Origin of the sequence: Nocardioides daeguensis, assembly GCF_019192965.1 — a bacterium.
GTDB lineage: Bacteria > Actinomycetota > Actinomycetes > Propionibacteriales > Nocardioidaceae > Nocardioides > Nocardioides daeguensis.
The window spans coordinates 17,883-42,365 of record NZ_JAHTKU010000024.1 but is presented as its reverse complement, the minus strand read 5'-3'; the positions used below and the strand labels follow the sequence as shown (position 1 = coordinate 42,365).

Annotated in this window: 21 protein-coding genes; 19 read left to right on the top strand and 2 right to left on the bottom strand. The window is 73.1% G+C overall.

Features of this window, described 5'->3' with window-relative positions; translation table 11 throughout:
* Positions 1–12 precede the first annotated feature (12 nt).
* From KU893_RS19590 to KU893_RS19575, 4 genes are read left to right on the top strand one after another with little or no spacing between them, the layout of a single operon-like run.
* Positions 13–945: a TIGR03619 family F420-dependent LLM class oxidoreductase gene (locus KU893_RS19590; protein ID WP_257441438.1), complete on the top strand. Its 933-nt coding sequence runs from the start codon at positions 13–15 to the stop codon at positions 943–945.
* Positions 945–1,658, top strand: coding sequence for a type 1 glutamine amidotransferase (locus KU893_RS19585; RefSeq protein ID WP_218236078.1), 714 nt, complete (start codon positions 945–947; stop codon positions 1,656–1,658). Before KU893_RS19590 ends, KU893_RS19585 begins: the two co-directional genes overlap by 1 nt.
* Positions 1,658–2,512, top strand: a complete 855-nt coding sequence (locus KU893_RS19580; protein WP_218236077.1) for an SDR family NAD(P)-dependent oxidoreductase — start codon at positions 1,658–1,660, stop codon at positions 2,510–2,512. The genes KU893_RS19585 and KU893_RS19580 overlap by 1 nt, the downstream gene beginning before the upstream one ends.
* Entirely contained in the window at positions 2,512–3,855 is a 1,344-nt protein-coding gene (locus KU893_RS19575) for an aldehyde dehydrogenase family protein (protein ID WP_218236076.1), read from the top strand. The genes KU893_RS19580 and KU893_RS19575 overlap by 1 nt, the downstream gene beginning before the upstream one ends.
* On the opposite strand, the gene KU893_RS19570 is transcribed toward KU893_RS19575, so the two are convergent.
* On the bottom strand, positions 3,824–4,453 hold the full coding sequence (locus KU893_RS19570) for a TetR/AcrR family transcriptional regulator (RefSeq protein ID WP_218236075.1): 630 nt from the start codon (positions 4,451–4,453) through the stop codon (positions 3,824–3,826). The genes KU893_RS19575 and KU893_RS19570 overlap by 32 nt on opposite strands.
* A gap of 111 nt (positions 4,454–4,564) precedes the next feature.
* On the opposite strand from KU893_RS19570, the gene KU893_RS19565 reads away from it, so the two are divergent.
* From KU893_RS19565 to KU893_RS19495, 15 genes are all read left to right on the top strand, one after another.
* Positions 4,565–5,323, top strand: coding sequence for an SDR family oxidoreductase (locus tag KU893_RS19565; RefSeq protein WP_218236074.1), 759 nt, complete (start codon positions 4,565–4,567; stop codon positions 5,321–5,323).
* A complete protein-coding gene (locus KU893_RS19560) occupies positions 5,320–6,339 on the top strand; it encodes a phosphotransferase family protein (RefSeq protein WP_218236073.1) in 1,020 nt (339 codons plus the stop codon). Before KU893_RS19565 ends, KU893_RS19560 begins: the two co-directional genes overlap by 4 nt.
* Positions 6,339–7,583 carry an acyl-CoA dehydrogenase family protein gene (locus KU893_RS19555; RefSeq protein WP_218236072.1) on the top strand — a complete coding sequence of 415 codons (1,245 nt, stop codon included), beginning with the start codon at positions 6,339–6,341 and terminating at the stop codon, positions 7,581–7,583. Before KU893_RS19560 ends, KU893_RS19555 begins: the two co-directional genes overlap by 1 nt.
* A gap of 25 nt (positions 7,584–7,608) precedes the next feature.
* The gene (locus KU893_RS19550) at positions 7,609–8,094 is read left to right on the top strand and encodes a TspO/MBR family protein (protein WP_218236071.1); all 486 of its coding nucleotides are present in this window, start codon (positions 7,609–7,611) and stop codon (positions 8,092–8,094) included.
* Between the two features lie 127 nt (positions 8,095–8,221).
* On the top strand, positions 8,222–11,314 hold the full coding sequence (locus KU893_RS19545) for a lamin tail domain-containing protein (protein ID WP_218236070.1): 3,093 nt from the start codon (positions 8,222–8,224) through the stop codon (positions 11,312–11,314).
* A 146-nt stretch (positions 11,315–11,460) separates the two neighbouring features.
* On the top strand, positions 11,461–12,741 hold the full coding sequence (locus tag KU893_RS19540; protein ID WP_218236069.1) for a TadA family conjugal transfer-associated ATPase: 1,281 nt from the start codon (positions 11,461–11,463) through the stop codon (positions 12,739–12,741).
* A 3-nt stretch (positions 12,742–12,744) separates the two neighbouring features.
* Positions 12,745–13,596, top strand: a complete 852-nt coding sequence (locus tag KU893_RS19535; RefSeq protein ID WP_218236068.1) for a type II secretion system F family protein — start codon at positions 12,745–12,747, stop codon at positions 13,594–13,596.
* On the top strand, positions 13,593–14,519 hold the full coding sequence (locus tag KU893_RS19530; RefSeq protein ID WP_218236067.1) for a type II secretion system F family protein: 927 nt from the start codon (positions 13,593–13,595) through the stop codon (positions 14,517–14,519). Before KU893_RS19535 ends, KU893_RS19530 begins: the two co-directional genes overlap by 4 nt.
* Positions 14,520–14,559: 40 nt before the next feature.
* Positions 14,560–14,709 carry a hypothetical protein gene (locus tag KU893_RS19525; RefSeq protein ID WP_218236066.1) on the top strand — a complete coding sequence of 50 codons (150 nt, stop codon included), beginning with the start codon at positions 14,560–14,562 and terminating at the stop codon, positions 14,707–14,709.
* The gene (locus KU893_RS19520) at positions 14,706–15,134 is read left to right on the top strand and encodes a TadE/TadG family type IV pilus assembly protein (RefSeq protein ID WP_218236065.1); all 429 of its coding nucleotides are present in this window, start codon (positions 14,706–14,708) and stop codon (positions 15,132–15,134) included. Before KU893_RS19525 ends, KU893_RS19520 begins: the two co-directional genes overlap by 4 nt.
* Positions 15,131–15,571, top strand: a complete 441-nt coding sequence (locus tag KU893_RS19515; RefSeq protein ID WP_257441437.1) for a hypothetical protein — start codon at positions 15,131–15,133, stop codon at positions 15,569–15,571. The genes KU893_RS19520 and KU893_RS19515 overlap by 4 nt, the downstream gene beginning before the upstream one ends.
* Complete coding sequence (locus KU893_RS19510) at positions 15,568–16,014, top strand: pilus assembly protein TadG-related protein (protein ID WP_218236064.1); 447 nt, start codon at positions 15,568–15,570, stop codon at positions 16,012–16,014. The genes KU893_RS19515 and KU893_RS19510 overlap by 4 nt, the downstream gene beginning before the upstream one ends.
* Before the next feature lie 271 nt (positions 16,015–16,285).
* Positions 16,286–17,338: a hypothetical protein gene (locus KU893_RS19505; RefSeq protein WP_218236063.1), complete on the top strand. Its 1,053-nt coding sequence runs from the start codon at positions 16,286–16,288 to the stop codon at positions 17,336–17,338.
* A complete protein-coding gene (locus tag KU893_RS19500) occupies positions 17,322–17,825 on the top strand; it encodes a hypothetical protein (RefSeq protein ID WP_218236062.1) in 504 nt (167 codons plus the stop codon). Before KU893_RS19505 ends, KU893_RS19500 begins: the two co-directional genes overlap by 17 nt.
* A 113-nt stretch (positions 17,826–17,938) precedes the next feature.
* The gene (locus KU893_RS19495; protein WP_218236061.1) at positions 17,939–20,296 is read left to right on the top strand and encodes a hypothetical protein; all 2,358 of its coding nucleotides are present in this window, start codon (positions 17,939–17,941) and stop codon (positions 20,294–20,296) included.
* Between the two features lie 805 nt (positions 20,297–21,101).
* Here the strand turns inward: KU893_RS19495 and KU893_RS19490 are convergent.
* Complete coding sequence (locus tag KU893_RS19490; RefSeq protein WP_246592933.1) at positions 21,102–24,461, bottom strand: beta strand repeat-containing protein; 3,360 nt, start codon at positions 24,459–24,461, stop codon at positions 21,102–21,104.
* Positions 24,462–24,483 lie beyond the last annotated feature (22 nt).

The window sequence follows — 24,483 nt, the reverse complement described above, 5'->3', positions numbered from 1 at the left end:
GAAGGACGTGCCGTGCCCGCACCCCGCATGCTGATGATCCTCAGTGAGAACTGGACCCTCACCGACGGCCGCAACCTGGGCGACCTCGTCACCTGGTCCCGGATCGCCGAGGACACCGGCTTCGACTCGGTGATGATCTCCGAGCACGTCGTCCTCGGGCCCGATGCCAGCGTCAAGGGCGTGATGGGCAACCCGCGGGACTACGCGGCGCCCGGCAACCAGGACCCGCTGATGCCGTGGCCCAACTCGCTGATGCTGTTCTCGGCGATCGCCAGCGTCACCGAGCGGATCCGGCTGGTCGGCGCCGCGGTGCTGGCGCCACTGCGCCACCCGCTGCTGCTGGCCCGCGAGCTCGGCACCCTCGACCTGATCTCCGAGGGCCGCCTGGTCGTCCAGCCGAGCGTGAGCTGGAGCAAGGACGAGTACGCCGCGCTCGGCGTACCGTTCCGCGAGCGCGGCAAGATCCTCGACGAGCAGCTCGAGGTGATGGACCTGGTGTTCCGGCACTCGCCCGCGACGCACCACGGCCACTACTTCGACTTCGAGGACATCTACCTCGAGCCGAAGGCGTTCCGGCCCGAGGGGCCACGGATGTGGTTCGGCGGGCAGAAGGCGCACGGCGCGGTCGTCGAGCGGATCGTGAGGTACGGCCACGGCTTCCACCCGTTCGGCCGTCCCACGGCCGAGGACCTACAGCTCATCCGCGACGCGATGGCCGAGGCCGGACGCGACATCGCCGAGCTCGAGATGGTCGGGGGAGTGCGCTACTCCTTCCCCGACGACCACTCGCCGGCCGACCTGGCCGCGTCGATGGACTCGATCCCCGAGCAGCTCGAGCAGGGCTTCACCACCATCTGCATCAAGCCGTCGATGTACATCGACGACCAGGCGGAGATGGAGGCGTTCTGCAAGGACGTCATGAAGCGGGCGGAGGCGATGGGCTGATGACGGATCCGGTCCCCACGGGCAAGCGGCTGCTGCTCATCGGGCACGACTACCTCACGGCGGGAGGGATCGAGGAGCGCTTCGTCGAGCGCGGCTACGACGTCGAACGCCTCCAGGTCGTCCCGCCCGACCGCTTCGACGACCCGGGCGTCGACGTCGACCTCCCCGACCCCCGCGCGTACGACGCCGTGTTGGTGCTCGGGGCGCGGTGGAGCGTCTACAGCGACACCGTCGCCTCGTGGGTGAAGCCGGAGGTCGCGCTGCTGCAGGCCGCCGACGAGTCCGGCGTCCCCGTCTTCGGGATCTGCTTCGGCGGCCAGATGCTCGCGCATGCCCACGGGGGCCAGGTCGTCGCGTCGCCCGTCTCGGAGATCGGCCCGCACGCCGTCTCGGGGGTGCCGGCGGTCGCCGGGGTCTGGACGCAGTGGCACCACGACCGCTTCGTGCCGCCCGCCGCCGCGACCGTCATCGGCGCCAACGCGGCCGCGCCTCAGGCGTTCGTGGTCCGCCACAACCTTGCCGTGCAGTTCCACCCCGAGGTGGACGCGGAGAGCGTGCGTGGCTGGCTCGAGGACGGCGGCCGCGAGGACGCCAGCAGCCGCGGTCTCGATCCCGACGTGCTCATCGAGCACATCGCCTCCCTGGACGCCGAGGTCCGGGGCCGGGCGGCCGCGCTCGTCGACTACTTCCTCGACGAGGTGGCGACGAGCTGATGGCCGCTACCGAGCGACGCGTCGTCCTGGTCACCGGAGGCGGCACCGGCATCGGTGCTGCCGTCACCCGCCTGCTCGCCGCGGGCGGCGACCAGGTCGTGATCTGCGGCCGGCGCGAGGCGCCGCTGCGCGCGGTCGCCGAGGAGACCCGTGCCCAGGTCGAGGCGCACGTCGTCGTCGCCGACGTCAGCGAGGCCGAGGGTGTCGCGCGGGTCGTCGACGGCACGATCGCCACCTTCGGCCGCCTCGACGGGCTCGTGGTCAACCACGGGATCATCCACGTCGGCCGGGTCGACGAGGTCACCCCGGAGCAGTGGGACGACACGATCCGGGTCAACCTCACCTCGCCCTTCCTCCTCGTGCGGGCCGCGTTGCCGTACCTCCTGGCCGCCCGGGGTGCGGTCGTGGCCGTGTCCTCGGTCGCCGCGCTGCGGGCCAGCGACGGCATGGCGGCCTATTCCGCGAGCAAGGCCGGACTGCTGCTCCTCACCCAGTCCCTCGCCGTCGACCACGGCCGCGACGGGCTGCGGGCCAACGCCGTCTGCCCGGGCTGGACCGCCACCGAGATGGGCGACATGGAGATGGCCGAGCTCGGTGCCGAGCGCGGGATCTCCACGGCCGACGCCTACCGGCTCGCCACGGCCGTCGTCCCCCAGCGCCGTGCCGCGCACCCCGACGAGATCGCGGCGACGGTCGGTTGGCTGCTGTCCGACGCGGCGTCGTACGTCAACGGCGTGGTGCTGCCCGTCGACGGCGGCTCCTGCATCGTCGACCCCGGCACCCTCGCGCTCGATCCCCGCGTGTCCGTCGATCTCTCCTCCCCACGCCACTCCCCACGCCACCAGGAGCCCTGATGAGCAAGTACGCCGTCCGCAACCCCGCCACCGGCGAGGTGCTCGAGACGTTCCCGACCGCCACCGACGCCGAGGTCGCCGCTGCCGTCGCCGCGGCCGCCGACGCGCACGAGACGTGGGGCCGGAAGACCACGGTGGCCGAGCGGGCGGCCGTGGTCGCACGGGTGGCCGAGCTGCACCGCGAGCGTGCCGACCAGCTCGCCGAGGCGATCCACCTCGAGATGGGCAAGGCGCTGGGGGCCGCGAAGGGCGAGGTGCTCTTCTCGGCCGACATCTACCAGTACTACGCCGACCGCGCCGAGACGCTGCTCGCCGACCAGGAGATCGAGCTGCTCGGGGGCGAGGGCCACGCGCTCATCCGTCGCCAGTCGGTCGGCGCGCTGCTCGGGATCATGCCGTGGAACTACCCCGTCTACCAGGTCGCGCGGTTCGCGGCGCCCAACCTGCTGCTCGGCAACACCATCGTCCTCAAGCACGCCGCCCAGTGCCCGCGCTCGGCCGCGCTGCAGGCGCAGATCCTCGCCGACGCCGGCCTGCCCGAGGGCGGCTACGTCAACGTCTACGCCACCAGCGACCAGATCGCCGACGTCATCGCCGACCCGCGGATCCACGGCGTCTCGCTCACCGGCTCCGAGCGGGCCGGCTCGATCATCGGCGAGCTCGCCGGCCGCCACCTGAAGAAGTGCGTGCTCGAGCTCGGCGGCGCCGACCCGTTCGTGCTGCTGTCCACCGACGACCTCGCGGGCGCCGTCGACGACGCCCTCTCCGCCCGGACGGGCAACGTGGGCCAGGCCTGCAACGGCGCCAAGCGCTTCGTCGTCGTCGACGAGCTGTACGACGCCTTCGTCGGTCTGCTCCACGACAAGATCGCCACCGCCGGCACCGGTGCCCCGCTGTCCTCGGTCGGTGCGGCCGAGGAGCTGGCCGGCCAGGTCGCCGCCGCGGTCGGCGCGGGCGCCACGCTCGTCTCCGCCGGCGAGCGCGACGGCGCCTTCCACCCGGTCGGCGTCCTCACCGACGTGGCGCCCGACAACCCGGCGTACCACCAGGAGTTCTTCGGCCCGGTCGCCATGGTCTTCCGGGCGGCCGACGAGGCGGACGCGATCCGGATCGCGAACGACACCCCGTACGGTCTGGGCTCCTACGTCTACACGACCGACCCGGAGCAGGCCGACCGCGTCGCCAGCGCGCTCGAGGTCGGCATGGTGTTCGTCAACGGCGTCGGCCTGGAGGCCGTCGAGCTGCCCTTCGGCGGCGTGCGCCGCTCCGGCTACGGCCGCGAGCTGGGCACGCTCGGCATCGACGAGTTCGTCAACAAGAAGATGATCCGGGTCGCCCGCTGACCCCCGAGGCGTCCGCGCCCACCAGGCGCAGCGCCAGGTCGGCGTAGTAGTCGCCGATCTGGGTGGGCGTCCACTCACCGTCCTCGCGGTACCACCGCGCGATGTCGATCCCGAGCGAGGCGAGCGCGGTCGCGGCCAGGGCGGGGTCGGGGGTGTCGAACACGCCGGCGGCCACGCCCTCGCGCACCAGGTCGCGCAGCTCCCGGTCGATCCCGGTGCGCAGCTCGTCGATCGTGGCCCGGTGCTCCTCGCTGAGCGCGGCGAGCTCGTAGTTGAGGATCCGCGCGACGGTGTGGTGGTGGGCGTGGAACTCCGCGAACGCGCGGCCGACCGCGGCCACCTGTCCGACCGGGTCCGGCGTTCTGGCGCGCGCCGCGCGCACGGTGTCGAGCGCCTGCTGGTGGCCCTGGCGGGAGATGAGGAAGAGCAGCTCCTCCTTGGAGCGGTGGTGCACGTAGACCGCGGCCGGGCTCATGCCGGCCGCGCCCGCGATGTCGCGGGTGGTCGTGCCGTGGAAGCCCTTCTCGGAGAACGCGACGACGGCCGCCTCGAGCAGCCGGGCGCGGGTCGCCTCGGCGCGGGAGGGGGTGGTGGTCATCGCGGCTCCGCGCTTTCTCGGGGGCTTGACGGGCTCGGGCCGGCCCGGGCACACTCAGGCTACACGCTAAGCAAGCGCTTAGTAACCGAGGGGCCGGAGCGAGGCAGACACGTGAGCAGCAGGTTCGAGGGCAAGACCGCGATCGTCACCGGAGCGAGCCGGGGGATCGGTCTCGCCATCGCCGAGCGACTGGTCGCCGAGGGCGCCCGGGTCGTGATCACCGGACGCGGCAAGGAGGCCCTCGACGAGGCCGTGGCCGCTCTCGGCGGGCCCTCCGTCGCGCTCGGCGTGGCGGGTCGCGCCGACGACGCGGAGCACCAGGCGGACGTCGTACGCCAGGCGATCGAGACCTTCGGCAGCGCCGACCTGCTGGTCAACAACACCGGCATCAACCCGACCTACGGCCCGATGATCGAGATGGACCTCGCCGTCGCCCGCAAGATCCTCGAGGTCAACTGCCTGGCCACCCTGGCCTGGACCCAGCGGGTCCACGACGCGTGGATGAAGGAGCACGGCGGCGCCGTCGTCAACGTCTCGTCGGTCTCCGGCGTGAAGCCCGCCCCCGGCATCGGCATGTACGGCGCCAGCAAGGCCATGCTCGTCTCGATGACCGAGCTGCTGGCCGTCGAGCTCGGCCCCGCGATCCGGGTCAACGCGGTCGCGCCCGCGGTCGTGAAGACCAGGTTCGCGACCGCGCTCTACGAGGGCCGTGAGGCCGAGGTCGCCGCGCAGTACCCGCTGCAGCGGCTCGGCGAGCCCGACGACATCGGCAGCGTCGTCGCCTTCCTGCTCTCCGCCGACGCCGCCTGGCTGACCGGTCAGACCGTGGTCGTCGACGGCGGTCTCACCCTCGCCGGAGGCGTGGAGTGAACCCGCCCGGCCTCGACCTCGACGCGCTGGGGGCGTGGCTCGCCACCGCCGTCCCCGGTGCCGGCACGGCGCTGAGCGCCGAGCTGATCGCCGGGGGCAAGTCGAACCTGACCTTCGCCGTCTCCGACGGGACCTCCGCGTGGATCGTGCGGCGCCCCCCGCTCGGCCACGTCCTCGCCACCGCCCACGACATGGGCCGCGAGCACCGGGTCATCTCCGCGCTCCGGGACACCGCCGTCCCCGTCCCGCGCACCTACGCCTTCTGCTTCGACCCCGCGGTGATCGGCGCGGAGTTCTACGTGATGGAGCGGTGCGCCGGTACGCCGTACCGCCGGGCCGCCGCGCTCGCCCCGCTCGGAGCCGAGCGGACCCGTGCCATCTCCGAGCAGCTCGTCGACATCCTCGCCGCGCTGCACGAGGTCGTGCCGGAGGCCGTCGGGCTCGGTGACTTCGGCCGTCCCCAGGGCTTCCTGGGCCGCCAGGTCGCGCGCTGGAAGAAGCAGCTCGACGCCTCCCGCACCCGCGACCTGCCCGCCGCCGACGAGCTGCACCGCCAGCTGGCCGCCACGGTCCCCGCCGAGTCGGCGACCGGGATCGTGCACGGCGACTTCCGGCTCGACAACGTGCTGGTCGACACCGCGGACGGGACGGACCGCGCGACCGCCGTCCTCGACTGGGAGATGGCGACCCTCGGCGACCCGCTCACCGACCTGGCCCTGATGCTGACCTACCACCGGCTGGCCGAGACGATCGGCGAGGCGGTCGCCGACGCCTCGACCGCGCCGGGCTTCCTGTCCGAGGAGGAGATCGTCGCGCGGTACGCCGCCGCCAGCGGGCGCGACCTGTCCGGCTTCGGCTGGTACCTCGGCCTGGCCGCCTTCAAGCTCGCTGCCATCCTCGAAGGCATCCACTACCGCTTCCTCGCCGGACAGACCGTCGGCGAGGGGTTCGACGACATCGGCGCCGCGATCCACCCGCTGCTCGACGCCGGCCTCACCGCAATGAAGGAGAACTGATGGACTTCGGATTCGACGCCCGCACCGAGCAGCTGCGGGCCACGATGCTCGCCTTCATGGACGAGGTCGTCTACCCGGCCGAGGCGGTCTTCGAGGACCAGCTCGCCGCTCTCGACGACCCGTGGGCGTGGGACTCGACGCCGGTGATCCAGGAGCTGCGCGCCGAGGCACGCAAGCGTGGTCTGTGGAACCTCTTCCTGCCCGGTGAGCACCCCGGTGTCGAGGGGGCCGGCCTGACCAACGTGCAGTACGCCGCCCTCGCCGAGATCTCCGGCCGCAGCGGCCACCTCGCCCCGGCCGCCATGAACTGCGCCGCGCCGGACACCGGCAACATGGAGGTGCTCCACCTCTTCGGCACCGAGGAGCAGAAGAGGCAGTGGCTCGAGCCGCTCCTCAACGGCGAGATCCGCTCGGCGTTCGCGATGACCGAGCCCGACGTCGCCTCCTCCGACGCGACCAACATCGAGCTGTCGATCGTGCGCGACGGGGGCGAGTACGTCCTCAACGGCCGCAAGTGGTGGATCACCGGCGCGATGAACCCGAAGTGCCAGATCTTCATCGTGATGGGCAAGACCGACCCCACCGCCGACCGGCACCGCCAGCAGTCGATGATCCTGGTGCCCCGCGACACCCCCGGCCTCGAGGTCGTGCGCGGCATGCACGTCATGGGCTACGACGACCACGAGCACGGCGGCCACGCCGAGCTGCGCTTCACCGACGTCCGGGTCCCCGCCGCGAACCTGATCGGGGAGGAGGGCGGCGGCTTCGGCATCGCCCAGGCCCGCCTGGGCCCCGGCCGGATCCACCACTGCATGCGCTCGATCGGCATCGCCGAGCGCGCCATCGAGATGATGTGCGAGCGCGCCGAGTCCCGGGTCGCCTTCGGCCGCCCGATCGCCGACCAGGGCACGGTCCGGGCCTGGATCGCGGAGTCGCGGGTCAAGCTGGAGCAGCTGCGCCTGCTGGTCCTCAAGACCGCGTGGCTGATGGACACCGTCGGCAACAAGGGCGCGCATACCGAGATCCAGGCGATCAAGATCGCCACCCCGGAGACGGTGCAGTGGATCCTCGACAAGGCGATCCAGGTCCACGGCGCCGGCGGCCTCTCGCAGGACTTCCCGCTCGCCAACATGTACGCCGGCGTGCGCACCCTGCGCTTCGCCGACGGCCCCGACGAGGTCCACAAGAACGCGCTGGCCAAGACCGAGCTGCGCCGCCAGGCCGCGCGCCGCGAGGCCCGCTGACCACCGCCGACGCAGACTGGAGGTCATGACGACCTCCGCGACGACGCCGCCCCCGGCTCGCGCAGGGCTCGCTCTCGTGCCCTTCGCGGCCGCGGTGGCGCTCGTCGCCGTCCTCGGCGCGCTGGCGGCCAGCGGCTCCGCGCAGACCTACCGCGCGCTCGACCTGCCGCCGTACGCGCCCCCGTCGTGGGTGTTCGGTCCGGTCTGGACGGTCCTCTACGTCCTGATCGCCGTCGCCGGCTGGCTCGCGTGGCGCGTGGGCGCCGGTCGCTCCGGCCTGGTCGCCTGGGGTGTGCAGCTGCTGCTCAACCTGGCCTGGACGCCGTTGTTCTTCGCCGCCGACCGCTACGGCTGGGCGCTGGTCGACATCGTCGCCCTCCTCGGCGCCATCGTCGTGACGATGGTCGTCTTCGCGCGCTCGTCACGGGCGGCCGCGTGGCTGCTGGCGCCGTACCTGGCCTGGGTCGCCTTCGCCACGGCCCTCAACGCGGGGATCCTCGCGCTCGACTGAGGGGGCGGTCGGGTCGCGCGCCGTCCAGCCGTCGGTCCCGCGTCGGGCGGGATTCACCGGCTGTTCGCCGGGTCCCGGGAGTTTGGTCCTGTCGGTCCATCTCCCTTCACCCGAGGACGCACCTGCCGTGACAACCCCCTCTCGCGCCGTCGCAGCCGCGGCTGTCGGCGCTGTCGGCCTCTCCGGCCTGTCCCTGTTCGCCGTCGCCGCCCCCGCGAGCGCCGCGGATCCGTCCGGCGCGCTCGGGAGCGTCGTGATCAACGAGGTCAGCTCCACCGGGTTCGCCGGCGGCGACTTCATCGAGCTCCACAACACGAGCACGACCGCCGTCGACCTGACCGGCTACCACCTCAAGGACAACAAGGCCCTCGACCTGGACGACGTGGTCCTCGACGGCAAGATCGCCCCCCAGGGGTATGCCGTCTACTACGTCGACGGCGGTCCCGGCGCGACGCCGAAGCCCTTCGGTCTGGGCAGCGCCGACGAGGCCACCCTTCTCTCGCCCGACGGCGCCACGGTGATCGACACCTACGCGTGGGCCAGCCACGTCACGCCCAGCTTCGCGCGGCTGCCGGACGGCAGCGGGAGCTTCGCCGCCTCGAGCGCCCCGACGCCGGGCGGCCCGAACACGCTGACCTCGACCGCCGAGGCGCAGGTGACGCTCAACGAGGTGCTCACCGACGGCGCGAGCACCAGCGCCGAGGGCCTGCACGACTACGTCGAGATCTACAACGGCGCCGCGAGCCCGGTCGACCTCACCGGCTGGTACCTCACCGACGGTGCCGGTACGCCGACCGCAGCCGACCGGGTCACCCTCGGGGGCGCCTCGGCCACGCTCGCGGCCGGGGGCTACCTGGCCGTCGAGACCGAGCTGATGGACACCGAGATCCCCGCCGGCTTCAGCTACCTGCCGGCGAGCAACGGCACGAAGTCCGGCTTCGGCCTCAGCAAGACCGACTGGGTCTTCCTGCACAAGCCCGACGGCACCCTGGTCTCCACGACGTTCAAGGGCCTGCTGCCTGACGAGCACGCGCACACCTGGTCGCGCCTGCACCCCGGAACCGGCCTGTGGAAGAACGGCGCCACCCCGACCCCCGGCGCGGCCAACGCCTTCCCCGGGGGCGGGGGACAGGTGCCGCCCCTCGACCCGCACTGGGCCGACGTCGAGATCAACGAGATCTCCTCGCTCAACGCCGCCGACCCCGGCAACCCGGGTCTCGGGGACGCGGTCGAGCTGAAGAACACCGGCGCCGAACCGGTCAGCATCGAGGGCTGGTACCAGGTCGACAGCGGCACCGCGGCGGCCGCCGTACCGCTGAGCCTGGCGGACCTCAAGGTCTGGAACGGCTCCGCCCTGGTGCCCGCCTCCGGCTGGAGCATCCCGGCGGGCGGCTACGTCGTCCTCACCTCGAAGAAGGGTCTGTCCGGCGAGGGTGACGCGGTCAAGGTCTACGGCCCCGGCGCCGACCCGGCCACCCGCCAGCTCGTCGACGAGCAGGCGTACGGCGACGGCGACGGCGGTGTCTCCGACAACTACGTGTCCGACTCGGTGGCCTTCGCCGCCCTCCCGGACGGCTCGGACGAGTTCTGGCGGGTCACCGCCTCGACCTTCGGCCGGGACAACACCCCGTCCGCGCCGACCAGGTCGCGCCGCCTCGACACCCCGGTCGTGGTCAACGAGATCTCGAACGTCGACGGCCTCGTCGAGCTCCTCAACACGGGCGGCTCCGCGGTCGACATCTCCGGCTGGCAGCTGCTCGACGCCACCGGCGCCGTCGGCTACACCGTGCCCGCGTCCACGACCCTGCCTCCGGGCGCCTTCCACGTCGCCCACGGGGTCACCGGCCTCGGCAGCCAGGACTCGCTGACCGTGCGCCGCGCCAGCGACCAGGCCTCCGTGCTCGCCCACACCTGGTTCGAGGACGGCATCGCGTCGTACAGCCGGTGCGACCTGTTCGGCGACATCTCCTACGTCGAGACCCCCAACGCCACCTGGGGTGCGGCCAACGCCTGCCCGAGCATCTCCACCACGGCCTGGCCCGGTCCGGCCGAGGTCGCGACGGTCGACGAGGTCAACGGCTTCGGCGACGGCGACGGCAACGGTGAGGGCGACGCCTCCGGCGCGGCCTTCGACCCGACCGACCCGGACATCTTGTGGGTCGTGCAGAACAAGAACACCCTGCACAAGATGCGCAAGGTCAACGGCACCTACGTCGCCGTCGACGGCTGGGCCGGCGGCAAGAAGCTGCACTTCGCCTCCGGCACCGGCGCCGTCGACTCCGAGGGCGTGACCATCGGTCCCGACGGCTCGATCTACGTCACCTCCGAGCGCGACAACGACAACAAGTCGGTCTCGGCCAACAAGATCGAGCGCTACGACGTCTCCGGCGTGACCGCCGCGACCACCGACCTCACCGCCGCCGACGAGTGGGACGTGAACGCGTTCGTCACCACCGGCACCAACCTCGGCCTCGAGGGCATCACCTACGTGCCCGACAGCTACCTGGTTGCCTCCGGCTGGACCGTCGACGGCGCGCCGTACGCCGCCGGCACCCACCCCACCCCGGGCCTGTTCGTGACCGCGGTCGAGGCCACCGGCGACCTGCACTTCTTCTCGCTCGCCCCCGGCGCGGCCCCGGTCGAGGTGAAGGTGGAGTCCTCCGGCCTGCCGTTCGCGATGGACGTGGCGTTCGACGCGGACCGGCAGGGCTTGTGGGCTCTGTGCGACGACAGCTGCGGTGGCATCTCCAACCTGCTGCGCGTCCAGGGCGGCGCCCTCGCCGTCACGCACTCCCTCGCCCGTCCGGCCGGCATGGCCAACCTGAACAACGAGGGCATGGCGATCCGTCCCAGCAGCACCGCGGTGTCCGGCCGGGTCGAGGTCGTGTGGACCGACGACGGCGACACCGACGGGCACTCGCTGCGCGAGGGGCACCTGCCGGCCTCCTTCGCCGTGCCCGCCGTCGTCACGCCGCCCGTCGTGACGCCCCCGGAGACCACGCCCGCGACGGCCGCCCAGCTCGCCGTCACCAAGGCGGCGGCGACGGTGGCCGCCACGCAGCAGAAGGTCGCCTCGCTCAAGACCAAGGTGAAGGCGGCCAAGAAGGCCGGGCAGGCGGCCAAGGCCAAGCGGCTGACCGCGAAGCTGAAGCGGCTCAAGCACAGGCTCAAGAAGCAGAAGGTCGCGCTCGCCCACGCCATCGCTGCTGCGAAAGGCTAGCCCGCAAGACGCGACCGGGCCCGACGCCGTCACGGTGTCGGGCCCGGTCGTCGTTTGTCCCCAGGTCCGGGCGGGCGCCCTGGTCAGGGTCGGTGATTTGGCCTACGGTGCTGGCAGCCCAGCAGTTCCTATCTCGGGGAGTCGCCATGGCCCTGCTGCAGCCACCCGTCGTGGTCGCGCCGGCGTCGGACGAGGTCGTGGCGCGTCTCGACGAGGACCTGCGGGCCGTCGTACGCCGGGAGGGGATCGACCCGCAGCGCGAGGTGGCGTCCGTACGACGCCTGGCCGCCGCGTTGGTCCGCGAGCACGACGAGCGCAGCCTCACCGGCGTGGTGGCGCCGGTGGCCGACCCCGACGCGCTGGTGGCGGAGCTGGTGGCCCGGGTGGCGGGCTTCGGTCCGCTGCAGCCGTTCCTCGAGGACCCCACCGTCGAGGAGGTCTGGATCAACAGCCCCGACCGGGTCTTCATCGCGCGCCGGGGACGCCACGAGCTGACCAACCTGGTGCTCACCGAGGCCCAGGTGGCCGAGCTCGTGGAGCGGATGCTCAAGTCCACGGGCCGGCGGATCGACCTGAGCCGGCCGTTCGTCGACGCGATGCTGCCGGCCGGGCACCGGCTCCACGTCGTGCTGCAGGGCATCTCACGCGGCTTCTCGGCCGTCAACATCCGCAAGTTCGTCGTCCGCGCCACGCGCCTCGACGAGCTGGTCCAGCTGGGCACCCTGACGCCGCACGCCGCCCGCTTCCTCGAGGCCTCGGTCCGAGCCGGGCTCAACATCCTCGTCACCGGCGGCACCCAGGCAGGCAAGACCACCATGCTCAACTGCCTCGCGGCCGCGATCCCCGGTGGCGAGCGGGTGATCTCGGCCGAGGAGGTCTTCGAGATCCGCTTCCCCCACCCCGACTGGGTGGCGATGCAGACCCGGCAGGAAGGGCTCGAGGGCACCGGAGAGATCCGGCTGCGCGACCTCGTCAAGGAGTCGCTGCGCATGCGTCCGTCCCGGCTGATCGTGGGGGAGGTGCGCGCCGAGGAGTGCCTCGACCTGCTGCTCGCGCTCAACGCCGGGCTGCCCGGCATGTGCACCCTGCATGCCAACAGCGCTCGCGAGGCGCTCACCAAGGCCTGCACGCTGCCGCTGCTGGCGGGGGAGAACATCTCGGCGCGCTTCGTCGTCCCGACGGTCGCGGCGTCCGTCGACCTCGTCGTCCACGTCGCCCTCGATCCCTTCGGTGCCCGGCGGGTGACCGAGATCGTCGCCGTCCCGGGCCGGATGGAGGGCGAGGTGATCGAGACCGAGCCGGTCTTCGACTGGCGCGACGGGGCGCTGCGGCGGGGGATCGGGCTGCCGCCGCGGCTCGAGCAGTTCGAGCGGCTCGGCATCGACGTCGTCGGGTTGCTGCACGAGGCGGACCGAGAGGTGGGCTGAGCGGTGGGTGCGCTGGTCGGGCTGGGGTTCGGGCTCGGCTGCCTGCTGGTGTGGGCCGCGGTCGGGTGGCCGCGCGAGGAGCGTCCGACCCGGTCCGACGGCCGGGCGCGGCGGATGCTGGCCGAGGCCGGGTTGCGCGAGGTCGCGCCGCGCTCGCTCGCGCTGCTCTCGGTCGGCTCCGGGCTCGCGGGCTTCGTCGTCGTCCTCGGCATCACCCGGACCGTGCCGATCGCCGTGGTCCTCGCCGCGGGAGCGGCCTACCTGCCGTGGGCAGTGGTCGCCGGTCGCGTACGACGGCGGCGCCGCGAGTTCGCCCAGGTGTGGCCGGAGGCGGTCGACGACCTCGCCTCCGCGGTCCGGGCGGGGATGTCGCTGCCCGACGCGGTCGCGGCGCTCGCCGTCCGCGGTCCCGACGCGCTGCGCCCCGCCTTCGACGCGTTCGCGCTCGACTACCAGGTCTCGGGCCGGTTCGGCGACTGCCTCGACCGGCTCAAGGACCGGCTCGCCGACCCGGTCGGCGATCGCGTGGTCGAGGGCCTGCGGATCGCCCGTGAGGTCGGCGGCGGCGAGCTCGGCCGGCTGCTGCGCAACCTGTCCGGCTACCTGCGCGACGACCTGCGCACCCGCGCCGAGCTCGAGGCCCGCCAGTCCTGGGCGGTCAACGGAGCCCGCGTCGCGGTCGCGGCTCCGTGGGTGGTGCTCCTGGTGATGTCGACCCAGCCGTCGGTGATCGAGCGCTACCAGTCCGCGGCCGGCGCGGTGGTCCTCGCCGTCGGCGCCGGCACCTGCGTCGTCGCCTACCGGCTGATGATGCGCCTGGGCCGGCTGCCCGCCGAACGGCGGATCCTGCGATGAGCCCGGCGATCACCGGCGCGCTCCTCGGCCTCGCCGTCGCCCTCGGCCTCGTCCTCGTCGCCTCCCGTGCGGTCGCGATCCGCCGGCCGCGCCTCGAGGACCGGGTGCTGCCCTACGTCCGCGACCTCACCCCCGCCCGCCGTACGACGGCCCCGGCCGGCGCGCGCACCACGGCCGCGGTCGTGCTCGGTCCGGCGCTGCGTCGCGCTGCCGACGGGGTCGAGCGGGTGCTGGGCGGCGCCCCCTCCGTGCGCCGTCGGCTGGCCCGGGCCGGCTCGACCCGCACGCTGCACGAGTTCCGGGTCCAGCAGGTGCAGTGGGGGCTGGTCGGGTTCGCGGTCGCGGCCGCCGGCGCGCTGCTGCGGACGTGGTCGCGTCCCACCAACCCGCTGCCGCTGCTGCTGGCCTGCTTGGGTGCCTTCGTGTGCGGCGTGCTGCTGCGCGACAACCGGCTCAGCGCCCAGGTCCGCCGGCGCGAGGCCGCGATGCTGGCCGAGTTCCCGACGGTGGCCGAGCTGCTCGCCCTCAGCGTCGCCGCGGGCGAGTCGCCCGTCGGTGCGCTCGACCGGGTCGTGCGGCGCAGCGGCGGGGAGCTCTCGCACGAGCTCGGCGACCTGCTCGCCCGGATCCGCACCGGCGAGCCCGTCGCCGACGCCTTCGACCGGCTCGCCGCGACTACCGGCCTGTCCGTCGTGGCCCGGTTCGCCCACGGCGTCGCCGTCGCGATCGAGCGCGGCACCCCGCTCGCCGACGTCCTCCACGCCCAGGCTGCCGACGTCCGGGAGGCCGGGCGCCGCGAGCTGATCGAGCAGGCGTCACGCAAGGAGATCGCGATGATGGTGCCGGTCGTGTTCCTGGTGCTGCCCACCACGGTGCTCTTCGCGTTCTGGCCCGGCCTGGTCGGGCTGTCCCTCAGCTATTGAAACCACGACCGAAGCCAGTCCGTCTCGGGAAGGAACCACGGTGCACAAGCGACATCACGACGAGCGGGGCGATGTCCCCGGCTGGGTGCTGATCACGATCATGACGATCTCGATCGGCGTGGCCCTGTGGGGCGTCGCCCAGCCCCAGCTGGTCGGCATCTTGCAGTCGGCGCTCAACTCCGTGCGGTGAGCCGCCGCCGTCGACCGGCCGAGCCGGCCGAGCACACCGGACATGCGGAGCACGCGGAGCGCGGCTCCGCACTGGTCGACTTCACCCTCGTCACCCTCGTCCTGGTGCCGCTGGTGCTCGGGCTGCTGCAGGTCGCGCTGGTGCTCCACGTCCGGGCGACGCTCGCCGCGGCGGCGTCCGAGGGTGCGCGGCTGGCGGCGACCGCCGACCGTGGCCCCGGGGACGGCGTCGCACGCACCCGGGCGCAGATCGCCGATGCGCTGGCGGGGCGCTACGCCGAGGACGTCGAGGTCCACCAGGTCCTGGTCGGCGGCGCCCCGGGCGTCGAGATCGTGGTGCGCGCCGAGGTTCCTGCCCTCGGCATCGCCGGGCCGGCCGTGGCGATGACCGTCACCGGACGCGCCGTCGAGGAGGACCCTCGGTGAGGGCGCCGGACGAGCGGGGGAGCGGGCTGGTCGAGATGGTCTGGCTCGGCCTGCTGCTCCTGCTGCCGCTGCTGTGGGTCGTCTTGTCGGTCTTCGAGGTGCAGCGCGGCTCCTTCGGGGTCAGCGGTGCCGCCCGGGCCGCCGCGCGTGCCTATGCGCTGGCGCCCAACGACGTCGTGGGCGAGCAGCGGGCCCGCGCCGTCGCCCGGCAGGCCCTCGCGGACCAGGGCCTGACCGGCGTCCCGGTCGACGTCACGGTCACCTGCACGCCGTACCCGAGGAACTGCCACACCGGAACCTCCGTCATCGCCGTCCGCGTCGGCTCCAGCGTCGAGCTGCCGTTGCTGCCCGACCTGTTCGGCCTCGGCCGACCCCGCTTCGCGCTCGACGCCCGCGAGACGGTCCCCCTCGGCCGCTACCAGGAGGTGGGTGAGTGAGCCGAGCGACCACGCCCGAGCGCGGCAGCTCCACGCCGCTCGTCCTCGCCTTCGCCGCGATCGTGCTGTTGCTCGTGGCGGTCGTCGTCGACGCCAGCGCGGCCTACCTCGCCCGCCAGCGCCTCGACGCCCTCGCCGACGGCGCCGCGCTCCAGGGCGCCGACCTCGGGGCCCAGGGCGCCGACGCGTACGGCGGCGGGCTGGCCACCGGCGACCTGGCGATCTCGCGCGCGGAGGCCGAGACGGCCGTGCGGACCTACCTGCGTGAGGCCGGCGCGGCTGCCGCCCACCCGGGGATCAGGGCGACGGTGCGGGTCGACGGTGAGCGCCTGGTCGTCGAGCTGATCGCTCCGGTGGACCTGCCGCTGCACCTGCCCGGCGCCGCCGAGCAGCCCCTGGTCCGGGCGGTCGGGTCGGCGGTCGTGGATCCCGAGGCCGACTGACCGCTGACATGTAGTGGCAATTGACGTGTCACTACAAGGCATTTGTTGGGTAGGGTGGCGTCGACGAGGTGAGCATCGCCGATGGCTGGGGTCGCCAGGACCGGTCCCGTCTCGGGGGGCCGGTCCGCGCCGCTCGCGCCGTTGTGGTGGGGATCGGCGATGCTCACCTCCGTCATTCGCGGACGGGACCTCAGCGCGGTCGCGTCGTTGGGCACCCGACAGCACCACGCGCCCGGGACGCCGCGGCGATGACGACGGGGATCACTATCTGATGCGCAAGCAGCTCCTGGGCGCGGTCGTGGCCGCCACGACCGCCCTGCTCGGTCTGGGCACGCTTCCCGCACCCACCGCCCACGCCGCGACCCCGCTCGGCGCGATCAGCGGCACCGTCACCGCCGAGGTCGGCGGCCTGCCGCTGGACAACATCAAGGTGGTCGCCTTCCAGCAGCTGACCGAGGACGGCGTCACCGGCTGGGGGCCGGTCAGGTTCGCCGAGACCCAGCCCACCGGCACCTACGTCCTCTACGCCGAACCCGGCACCTACCGGCTGGGGTTCGTGGAGTGCGCGCAGGCGTGCGCCGACCCGACCTACGCGCCGGAGTTCTACGACGACGTCGCCACCGTGGCCGAGGCGAAGGACCTCACCGTCACCGACAACGAGATCCTGCCGGGCATCGATGCCGCGCTCGCGCCGGGCCGCCTGGTCTCCGGCCACGTGAGCGAGCCCGACGACAGCGACGCCGCCAACGCGTTGGTCGCTGCTTACGCCGACGGCACGACGAGCCCGACGTACACCGCCAAGGCCGACGCGGACGGCGACTACGCGCTGGTGGTCCCGGCGGGCAGCTACCGGTTCGGCTTCGTCGACGCGCCCCGTGAGCACGGCGAGTTCTATGCCGACAAGCGCACCCTGGCGACCGCGGACGCGGTGCCGGTCGACGCCGACGTCCCGAACCTCGACATCCACCTCGACCTGCCGCAGGTGCGCAACGTCGCGGGCGGCGAGCCGGCCGTCAACGGCATCCCGCGGGTCGGGGACACCCTGGCCGCCGCGCACGGCGTCTGGTACCCGTTCGAGTCGGGCTACACCTTCACCTACGAGTGGTTCCGCTCCGGCTCCGCCGTCGCGATCGGTGCCGGCGCGACGCTGGTCGTCCCTCCGGCCGCCCAGGGCGGAGACGATCACCGTCCGGGTGACCGCCGCGCTCGAGGGCCATACGAGCAGCACCGCGACCTCCGCGCCGACCACGCCCATCGCGCCGGCGCTGACCGCGCTGAGGGCCACCGCGCCGCCCGCGATCTCGGGCGTGCTCAAGGTCGGTGAGACGCTCAAGGTCGGTCGCGGCACCTGGGAGAAGGAGCCGACCGACGTGACCTACCAGTGGTACGCCGACCTGGCGCCGGTCCCGGGTGCCACCAAGGACACCCTGGCCCTCACGCCGGGCCTCGTCGGCAAGCGGCTCTCGGTCACCCTTGCCGCGATCACGAAGGGCAGCTCCCTGCCCGGCTACAGCTCCGCCCGGTCCTCCGGCCCCGTCCGGCCCGGCACCCTGACCGTGGCGGCGCCGACGCTCAAGGGCAAGGCGAAGGTCGGGCGCAAGCTCAAGGTCCGCGCCGGTGCCACCCTGCCGGCGTCGGCCACGGTGGAGGTCCAGTGGCTGGTCCGGGGCAAGCCGGTCGTGGGCGGGACGACGAAGGTCCTCAGGCTCACGAAGGCGCTCAAGGGCGCCAAGGTCCGGGCCCAGGTCACCTACGCGGCGCCGGGCTACGAGCCGGTCGTCGTCCGGACCCGGGCGGTCCGGGTCCGGTAGCGCTCCGGGCGGGCGTGGCTTTCGGCAAACGGCCACCAGATGGCTCCCGCTGTCGGTAACGTGCGAGGGTCCTGTGTCCTCGGGCACGTACACGACTTATGGGGAGTCGATTGATGCGTCCGCATTTCCTCGGGGCGGCGCGTGGCCGTCCGGCCCTGCCGGAGCTCCGCCGGCTGCTGTCGGTCCTGCTCGCCACGGCGGTGGCGCTGCTGGGGCTGGTGGCCCTGTCCACGTCCTCCGCGCCCGTCGCCCACGCGGCCGACCCGAAGCCGATCAACAACCTGCTGAAGCCGTCGATCTACAACGACCCCCCGAAGGTCGGTGAGCTCGCCCTCGCCCACCCGGGCACGTGGTCCCCGGCGCCGGACTCGGTCACGCTCGAGTGGTTCCGGTCCGGCTCGGCCACCCCGATCGGCACCGGCAACGCGGTCCTGGTGCCGTTCGCGGCGCGGGGCGAGACGCTGACGGTCAAGGCGACCGCCAAGAAGGCCGGGTACGTCGACGCCGTCGTCTCGTCGGCCCCGAGCACGCCGGTGGCCGACGGCACGCCGGTCAACTACACGTTGCCCGCCATCTTCGGCACCCCCGAGGTCGGCAACACGCTGGCCGTCTGGGAGGGCGCCTGGTCGGTCGAGGCCGACAGCTACGCGTACCGCTGGTTCCAGTCCGGTACGGCGCCCCCGATCGCGACGACCAAGACGCTCGTCGTCCCGGCCGGCGCGGCCGGCAAGGAGCTGAGCGTCGAGGTCACCCTCAAGGCCGCCGGCTGGCACGACGGCGTCGCGACCTCCGACCCGGTCACCGCCCACGCGCCCGGAACCGGCCCCGTCAAGAACGTCGTACAGCCGGCGATCAGCGACGCCCCGCAGGTCGGCGCGCTCGCCGTCGCCCACCCGGGCGTGTGGGACCCGCAGGCCGACTCCGTCGACGTCGAGTGGTTCCGCTCCGGCTCGACGACGCCGATCGGGACCGGCCTGACCATCGTCGTCCCGGCCGCCGCGCTGGGCGAGACCCTGACCGTCAAGGCGACCGCCCACAAGGCCGGGCGCACCGACGCCACCGCCACCTCCGCACCGTCCGACACCGTCGGCGAGGGCGCCCTCCACAACACCGAGGCGCCGGCGATCTTCGGCTCCCCGGTCGTCGGCAGCACCGTCGAGGCCTGGCCCGGTGCCTGGTTCCCGGCCCCCGGCGGCTACACATATCGCTGGTTCCAGGCCGGCACCGTCGCGCCGATCGGCACCGGCAAGACGCTCGTCGTCCCCGCCGGCGCCGCCGGCAAGGACCTCACCGTCGAGGTGAGCGCCGCCAAGGCGGCGTACGCCGACGCCGTGGCCACCTCCGCCCCCGTGGCCGTCGCGGCCACGGGCACCACCCCGGTGCAGAACGTCGACGAGCCGTCCATCTCCGGGACCCTCAAGGTCGGCGCGACGCTCACCGCGAGCACCGGCACCTGGAACCCGGCCGACGCCGCCACGTCCGTGACCTGGTTCCGCTCGGGCTCCACCGACCCGATCGGCACCGGCGACAGCCTGGTCGTGCCCGCTGCCGCCGAGAGTGCGATGCTCAGCATCGTCGTCAAGGCGACCAGGGCGGGGTACTCCGACGGCTACGCGGTCTCCGCCCCGCAGGGCCCGGTGCTCGCGGCCGGTGCCACCCCGAGCGTGCAGAATCTGGTCGCCCCGGCGATCACCGCCGCCCCGGCGGTCGGCCAGCTCGTCGGGGTGCATCCCGGCGTCTGGAACCCCGCTCCCGACGACGTCGCCCTGCAGTGGTTCCGCTCCGGTTCGGCGACCCCGATCGGCACCGGCAACTACATCGTGGTCCCGGCCGCCGCGGCGGGGGAGACGCTCACCGTCAGGGCCACCGCCACCAAGGCGGGCTACGCCTCGACCACGGTGACGTCGGCGCCGAGCGACGTCGTGGCACCGGGTGCTCTCGCCAACACCACGAAGCCTCTGATCTACGGAGCGCCGGTCGCCGGCGCGACCGTCGAGGCCTGGCCCGGCGCCTGGTCGCCGGCCGCGGACTCCTACTCCTACCGATGGCTCCTCGCGGGCACCGTCATCGGCACCGGCAAGCAGCTGGTGGTCCCGGCGAGTGCCATCGGCAAGGCCCTGACGGTCGAGGTCACGGCGACCAAGACCGGGTACGCCGCCATGACGGCCACCTCCGTCGCGGTGACCCCGGCGCAGGGTGTCGCGTGTGGCGCGGCGGCCGGCTCGGTCACCAGCGCCACCGCCGCGCAGACCCAGGCCGCCGAGGCCGTGACGGCCGCCCAGGCGAAGGTCGCGAAGCTCAAGGCCAAGAAGAAGGCGGCAGCCAAGGCCGGCAACAGGGCCAAGACCGCCAAGCTCACGGTGCGGCTCAGGAAGGCCAGGTCGGCGCAGGCCGACGCCGAGGCCGCTCTCGCCACCGCGACGAAGGCGGTCGCGTCCGCCCAAGCCGGGGCCAAGCAGTACTGCCCCTGACCTGAGCACGCCGTCCGACGGCCCGGTCAACCTCGTGGTGGCCGGGCCGTCGCCGTCGCTCAGGCGGCGTCGCCGCCGGCGAAGACGATCGCGTCGTGTTCGAGGGCTTGCTACTCGGCGCGGGTGAGCACGCTGGTGCCGGTGGTGGTGACGAGGCGGTAGAGGCCGTGGGGTGTTCCCCAGATCTACTGGTGGGGCCGAGTTGGAGGACGGTGTAGCCGAAGTGGGGCTTGGCTCGATGGTGGTGACGCGGCCGGGGGCGTGGGGGACGACGTCGCCCAAGCGGCGCAGCTCGGTGAGGTGCTTCACGTCGGAGGGATGTTCGTAGCCGTTGACGGAGCGGCCGGTGTGGAGGTCCACGCTGCGGTGCCGAGGGGCGCGGTGCCGGGATCGCGACGTTCCTCAGATGGCTGGAGGAAGGCGGGGACGGCGGCGGGGTGGGCGATCATGGCCAAGGCTTCGGCCCGCCAGTGGTCCCTCCTCAGCGGCTCCCCGCCGTCGACGACCCGGGCCTGGTGGCGGTCGAGGTTGCTGCACCAGCACCCCTACGCCCCTCGTCGTTGCTGCATTTCGGAAGGCAACCGGCTACGCAACCGATGCCCGCTCACCGTCCCGACGGCACGAGGGGCTGTATCGGAACAGGCGGCAGCTCAACGGTGAGGAACCGGCAGCTCAACGGTGAGGAAGCGGCAACTCAACGGCGAGGAAGCGGCAACTCAACGGCGAGAAAGTGGCAACTCAACGATCATGCAACGAGGGGCGCGTCCGGTCGGACGCGCCCCTCGCTGCTGGAACCTGCGGTCGGTCAGCGGCCGCCGCCGTGGTCGGTTGCGGGCAGGTAGCTGGCGTTCCCGGCGAAGGTGACCGTGAAGCCGTCGGCGTTGACGTACGCCGGGATCGCCGGCGGCACCTTGCACTTGGCGTAGCCGTTGGCGTCGGTCACCGCCCGGCAGATCTCGAGGTACCCGGCCGAGACGGTGGTGTTCGTCGAGAACACCAGCTCCTGGCCGGCCAGCGGCTCGTTGCGCGGGCCGCGCAGGGTCGCCGTCACCTCGCGCACCGTCCACAGCTGCGAGTTGATCACCTTGAGGTCGTCGAGGTGGGTCGCCGCGCGTTGCACGACCTGGCTCAGCGCCGGCGAGGTGCCGGCGGCCCGGGAGGCGTCGCCCGAGTAGGCCGCGGTGAGGGCGTAGGTGCCGGCGGCCAGGCCGTCGACCTCGAGCCTCGCCTGCTGCTGGCCGTCGACCGTGGCGAGCGTCGCGGTGCCGAGCACGGTGCTGCCGGAGCGGAAGGTCACCGTGCCGGTGGGCTTGCCCGCAGCCGGCGCGGCGTCGGTGACGACGGCGGTCAGCGTCACCCGGTCGCCGTACGTCGACGGGTTGGCGCTCGACGCGATGCCGACGACGGTGACGCCGGCGCCGACCACCTGCGAGGTGGAGGCCGTCGAGCCGTCGAAGGTCACGCTGCCGCCGTACGACGCCCGGATCTCGTGGGTGCCCGGGGTCAGCGTGGCCGTGGCGAAGGACGCGGTGCTGGTGTTCGCCTCGTCGGACGGAGCCAGGCTGGTCGCGCCGAGCAGGGTGGTGCCGTCCCAGAACTGGACGACCCCGGTGGGCTTGCCGGTGGCCGGGGCGACCGCGCGGACGGTGGCCGTGAAGGTCACCGTCTGGCCCGCGTCGGCCTCGGCGTCGTCGGAGGCCAGCTCGGTGGCGGTGCCGGCCTTGGCGACGGTCTGTCCGTTGCCCTGGTCGAGCAGTCCGGTGCTGGCGACGAACCGCGGCTCACCGCTGTAGACCGCCGAGATCCGGTAGGTGCCGGGAGCCAGGTTGGCGAAGTCGGCGCTGGTCGCCACGCTGTCGACGAGGGCCACCGGGGCGCCGAGGGCGGCTCCGTTGACCTTGAACTGCACCGTACCGCCCGGGACGCCGGCGCCCGGCGCCACCGGGCTCACGGTCGCGGTGAAGCGGACCGCGGCCCCCGGCTGCGACGGGTTGGCCGTCGACGAGACGACCGTCGAGGTCTGGGCCCGCTGGACCTTCTGCGCGACCGAGCCGTTGCTGCCCGTGAAGCTGTCGTCGCCGTCGTACGTCGCGACCACGGCGTGCTGGCCGACGGAGAGCGAGTCGATCGTGACCGACGCGGCCCCGCCGGTGGCCGAGCTGACCGGGGCCGAGCCGAGGACGGTGTCCCCGTCGGTGAAGGTGATGGTGCCCGAGGGCGATCCGGCACCCGGCGCGAGCACCCCGACCGTGGCGGTGAGGGTCACCGGCTGACCGAAGACGGACGTCGGCGCGCTGCTGGTGACCGTCGTCCTCGTGGCGGCCTTGTTGACCTGGTGGGCGACGGTCTCGGACGTGCTGGTCACGAAGTTCGGGTCGGCGCTGAGGTAGACCGCCTTCACCTGGTGGCTGCCGCGGCTCAGGGTGCTCGTCGTGATCTCCGCGACGCCCGCGTCGAGGGTGACGAAGGTGCCGGCCTGGCCGTCGATGACGAACTGGACCGCACCCACGGGCTGGCCCGTGGCGGGCGCCTTCGGCGTGACCGTCGCACGGACGGTGACGCTCTGGCCGACCACCGACGGACTGGGGGAGACCTCGACGACCGTGGTGGTGCGCGCGGCCGCGACCTCCTGCAGGAGGTCCTCGGCGGCACCGGCGAACCGGGTGTCACCGGTGTAGTTGGCCGTGATGACGTGGTCGCCCGCGTCCAGCTTGGCGGGAGCCGAGACCGCCGAGCCGTTGGTCAGCGGGACCGGGGAGCCGATCGCCTGGCCGTCGGCGAAGAACTGCACCGATCCGGTGGGCTCGCCGGCGCCGGGCCCGACGACGGCGACGTCGGCGGTGAAGGTCAGCGGCTCGCCGGCGACGGCGTCGGGGTTGGAGGTGCTCAGCGAGACCGTGGTGTCGGCACGGTTCACGCCGTGGCTGACCTCGGCGGAGGAGCTGGCGGCGAAGTCGACGTTGCCGTTGTAGGTCGCCTGCACCACGTGGTTGCCCGGCGTCAGGTTGGTGACGGTGAGCGCGGCGGTGTCGCCGCTGAGCGGAACCGCGGTGCCGAACGGCTCGCCGTCGACGTTGAACTGCACGCCGCCGGCGGGGTCGCCGGCGCCGGGGGAGACGACGCCGACGGTCGCGATGAAGGTGACCGCCTCGCCGCTGACGGTCGGCGAGCCGGTGCTGGTCAGCACGGTGCTGGTCGGCGCCTTCCCGATCGTCAGCTGCTGGGGCTCGGCGGTGCTGGTGACCAGGTTGTCGTCACCGCTGTAGCGAGCCCCGACGGTGTGGTTGCCGGTGCTCAGCTCCGTGGTGGGCACGGACGTCGCCACGCCGCCGGAGACGGCGACCGGATCGCCGAGGTCGTCGCCGTCGACCGTGAACTGCACGGTGCCTGTCGGCGTGCTGGTGCCGTTGGCGGGAGCGACCTGTGCGGTGAGGCTGACCGCCTGGCCGTGCACCGCCGGTGCGGGCTCGAGCAGGGTGGTCGTGGTGGGGTTCTTCTGGACCTCGAACGTCGTGGAGGTCGAGGAGCCGGTGTAGAACGACGTCCCCGAGAAGCTCGCCGTGACGCTGGCCGAGCGCGGCGGCCCGGCCAGCGGAAGCGAGGCCGTGGCCACGCCGCTGGCGTTGGTGGTGGCGTTGACCGAGGTGCCGCCCGCCAGGGCGAAGGTCACGGTCTGGTTCGGCAGCACCGAGGTCGACAGGTGGGGATCGGTCAGTGTCGCGCGCACCGTCACCGAGGTGTTCTGCGGCCCCTCGGTGGCGCCGGAGTAGGCGATCTGGCTGATGTTGTCGATCGTCACCGACCGGTCGAAGGTCGACGTCGAGTTCTTGCAGTACAACGTCCCGGACCGCTTCTGCTCGATCGAACGCACGGTGTAGGGGCCGTTGGGGTAGCCGTGGGTGTCGATCGTGACCGACTTCGCGCCGGTGCCCTCCTGCTTGAGGGAGTACACGACCGTCCCGGATCCGTTGACCAGCTGCAGGGTCACGTTCGGCTTGGTCGCGTTCAGGCACGCGCTGCCGTCCGAGACGCCGCTGGAGGACAAGGTGGCGTTGCCCCGCAGGACTGCGCCATTGGCCGGAGCCGTGATGTCGGCCGCGGCCGACGAGGCCAGGACGACGGGGACGCCCAGGCCCAAGGTGGTGGCCGCGAGGGCCGCGATCATGCGCCGCACAGAGGTTCCTTTC

Excerpts from the sequence above, each read along its gene's own strand:
- KU893_RS19570 (WP_218236075.1), bottom strand. The coding sequence starts at position 4,453 with ATGACCACCACCCCCTCCCGCGCCGAGGCGACCCGCGCCCGGCTGCTC.
- KU893_RS19530 (WP_218236067.1), top strand. The coding sequence starts at position 13,593 with ATGAGCCCGGCGATCACCGGCGCGCTCCTCGGCCTCGCCGTCGCCCTC.
- KU893_RS19580 (WP_218236077.1), top strand. The coding sequence starts at position 1,658 with ATGGCCGCTACCGAGCGACGCGTCGTCCTGGTCACCGGAGGCGGCACC.
- KU893_RS19550 (WP_218236071.1), top strand. The coding sequence starts at position 7,609 with ATGACGACCTCCGCGACGACGCCGCCCCCGGCTCGCGCAGGGCTCGCT.
- KU893_RS19585 (WP_218236078.1), top strand. The coding sequence starts at position 945 with ATGACGGATCCGGTCCCCACGGGCAAGCGGCTGCTGCTCATCGGGCAC.
- KU893_RS19575 (WP_218236076.1), top strand. The coding sequence starts at position 2,512 with ATGAGCAAGTACGCCGTCCGCAACCCCGCCACCGGCGAGGTGCTCGAG.
- KU893_RS19555 (WP_218236072.1), top strand. The coding sequence starts at position 6,339 with ATGGACTTCGGATTCGACGCCCGCACCGAGCAGCTGCGGGCCACGATG.
- KU893_RS19495 (WP_218236061.1), top strand. The coding sequence starts at position 17,939 with ATGCGTCCGCATTTCCTCGGGGCGGCGCGTGGCCGTCCGGCCCTGCCG.
- KU893_RS19505 (WP_218236063.1), top strand. The coding sequence starts at position 16,286 with ATGCGCAAGCAGCTCCTGGGCGCGGTCGTGGCCGCCACGACCGCCCTG.
- KU893_RS19540 (WP_218236069.1), top strand. The coding sequence starts at position 11,461 with ATGGCCCTGCTGCAGCCACCCGTCGTGGTCGCGCCGGCGTCGGACGAG.
- KU893_RS19490 (WP_246592933.1), bottom strand. The coding sequence starts at position 24,461 with ATGATCGCGGCCCTCGCGGCCACCACCTTGGGCCTGGGCGTCCCCGTC.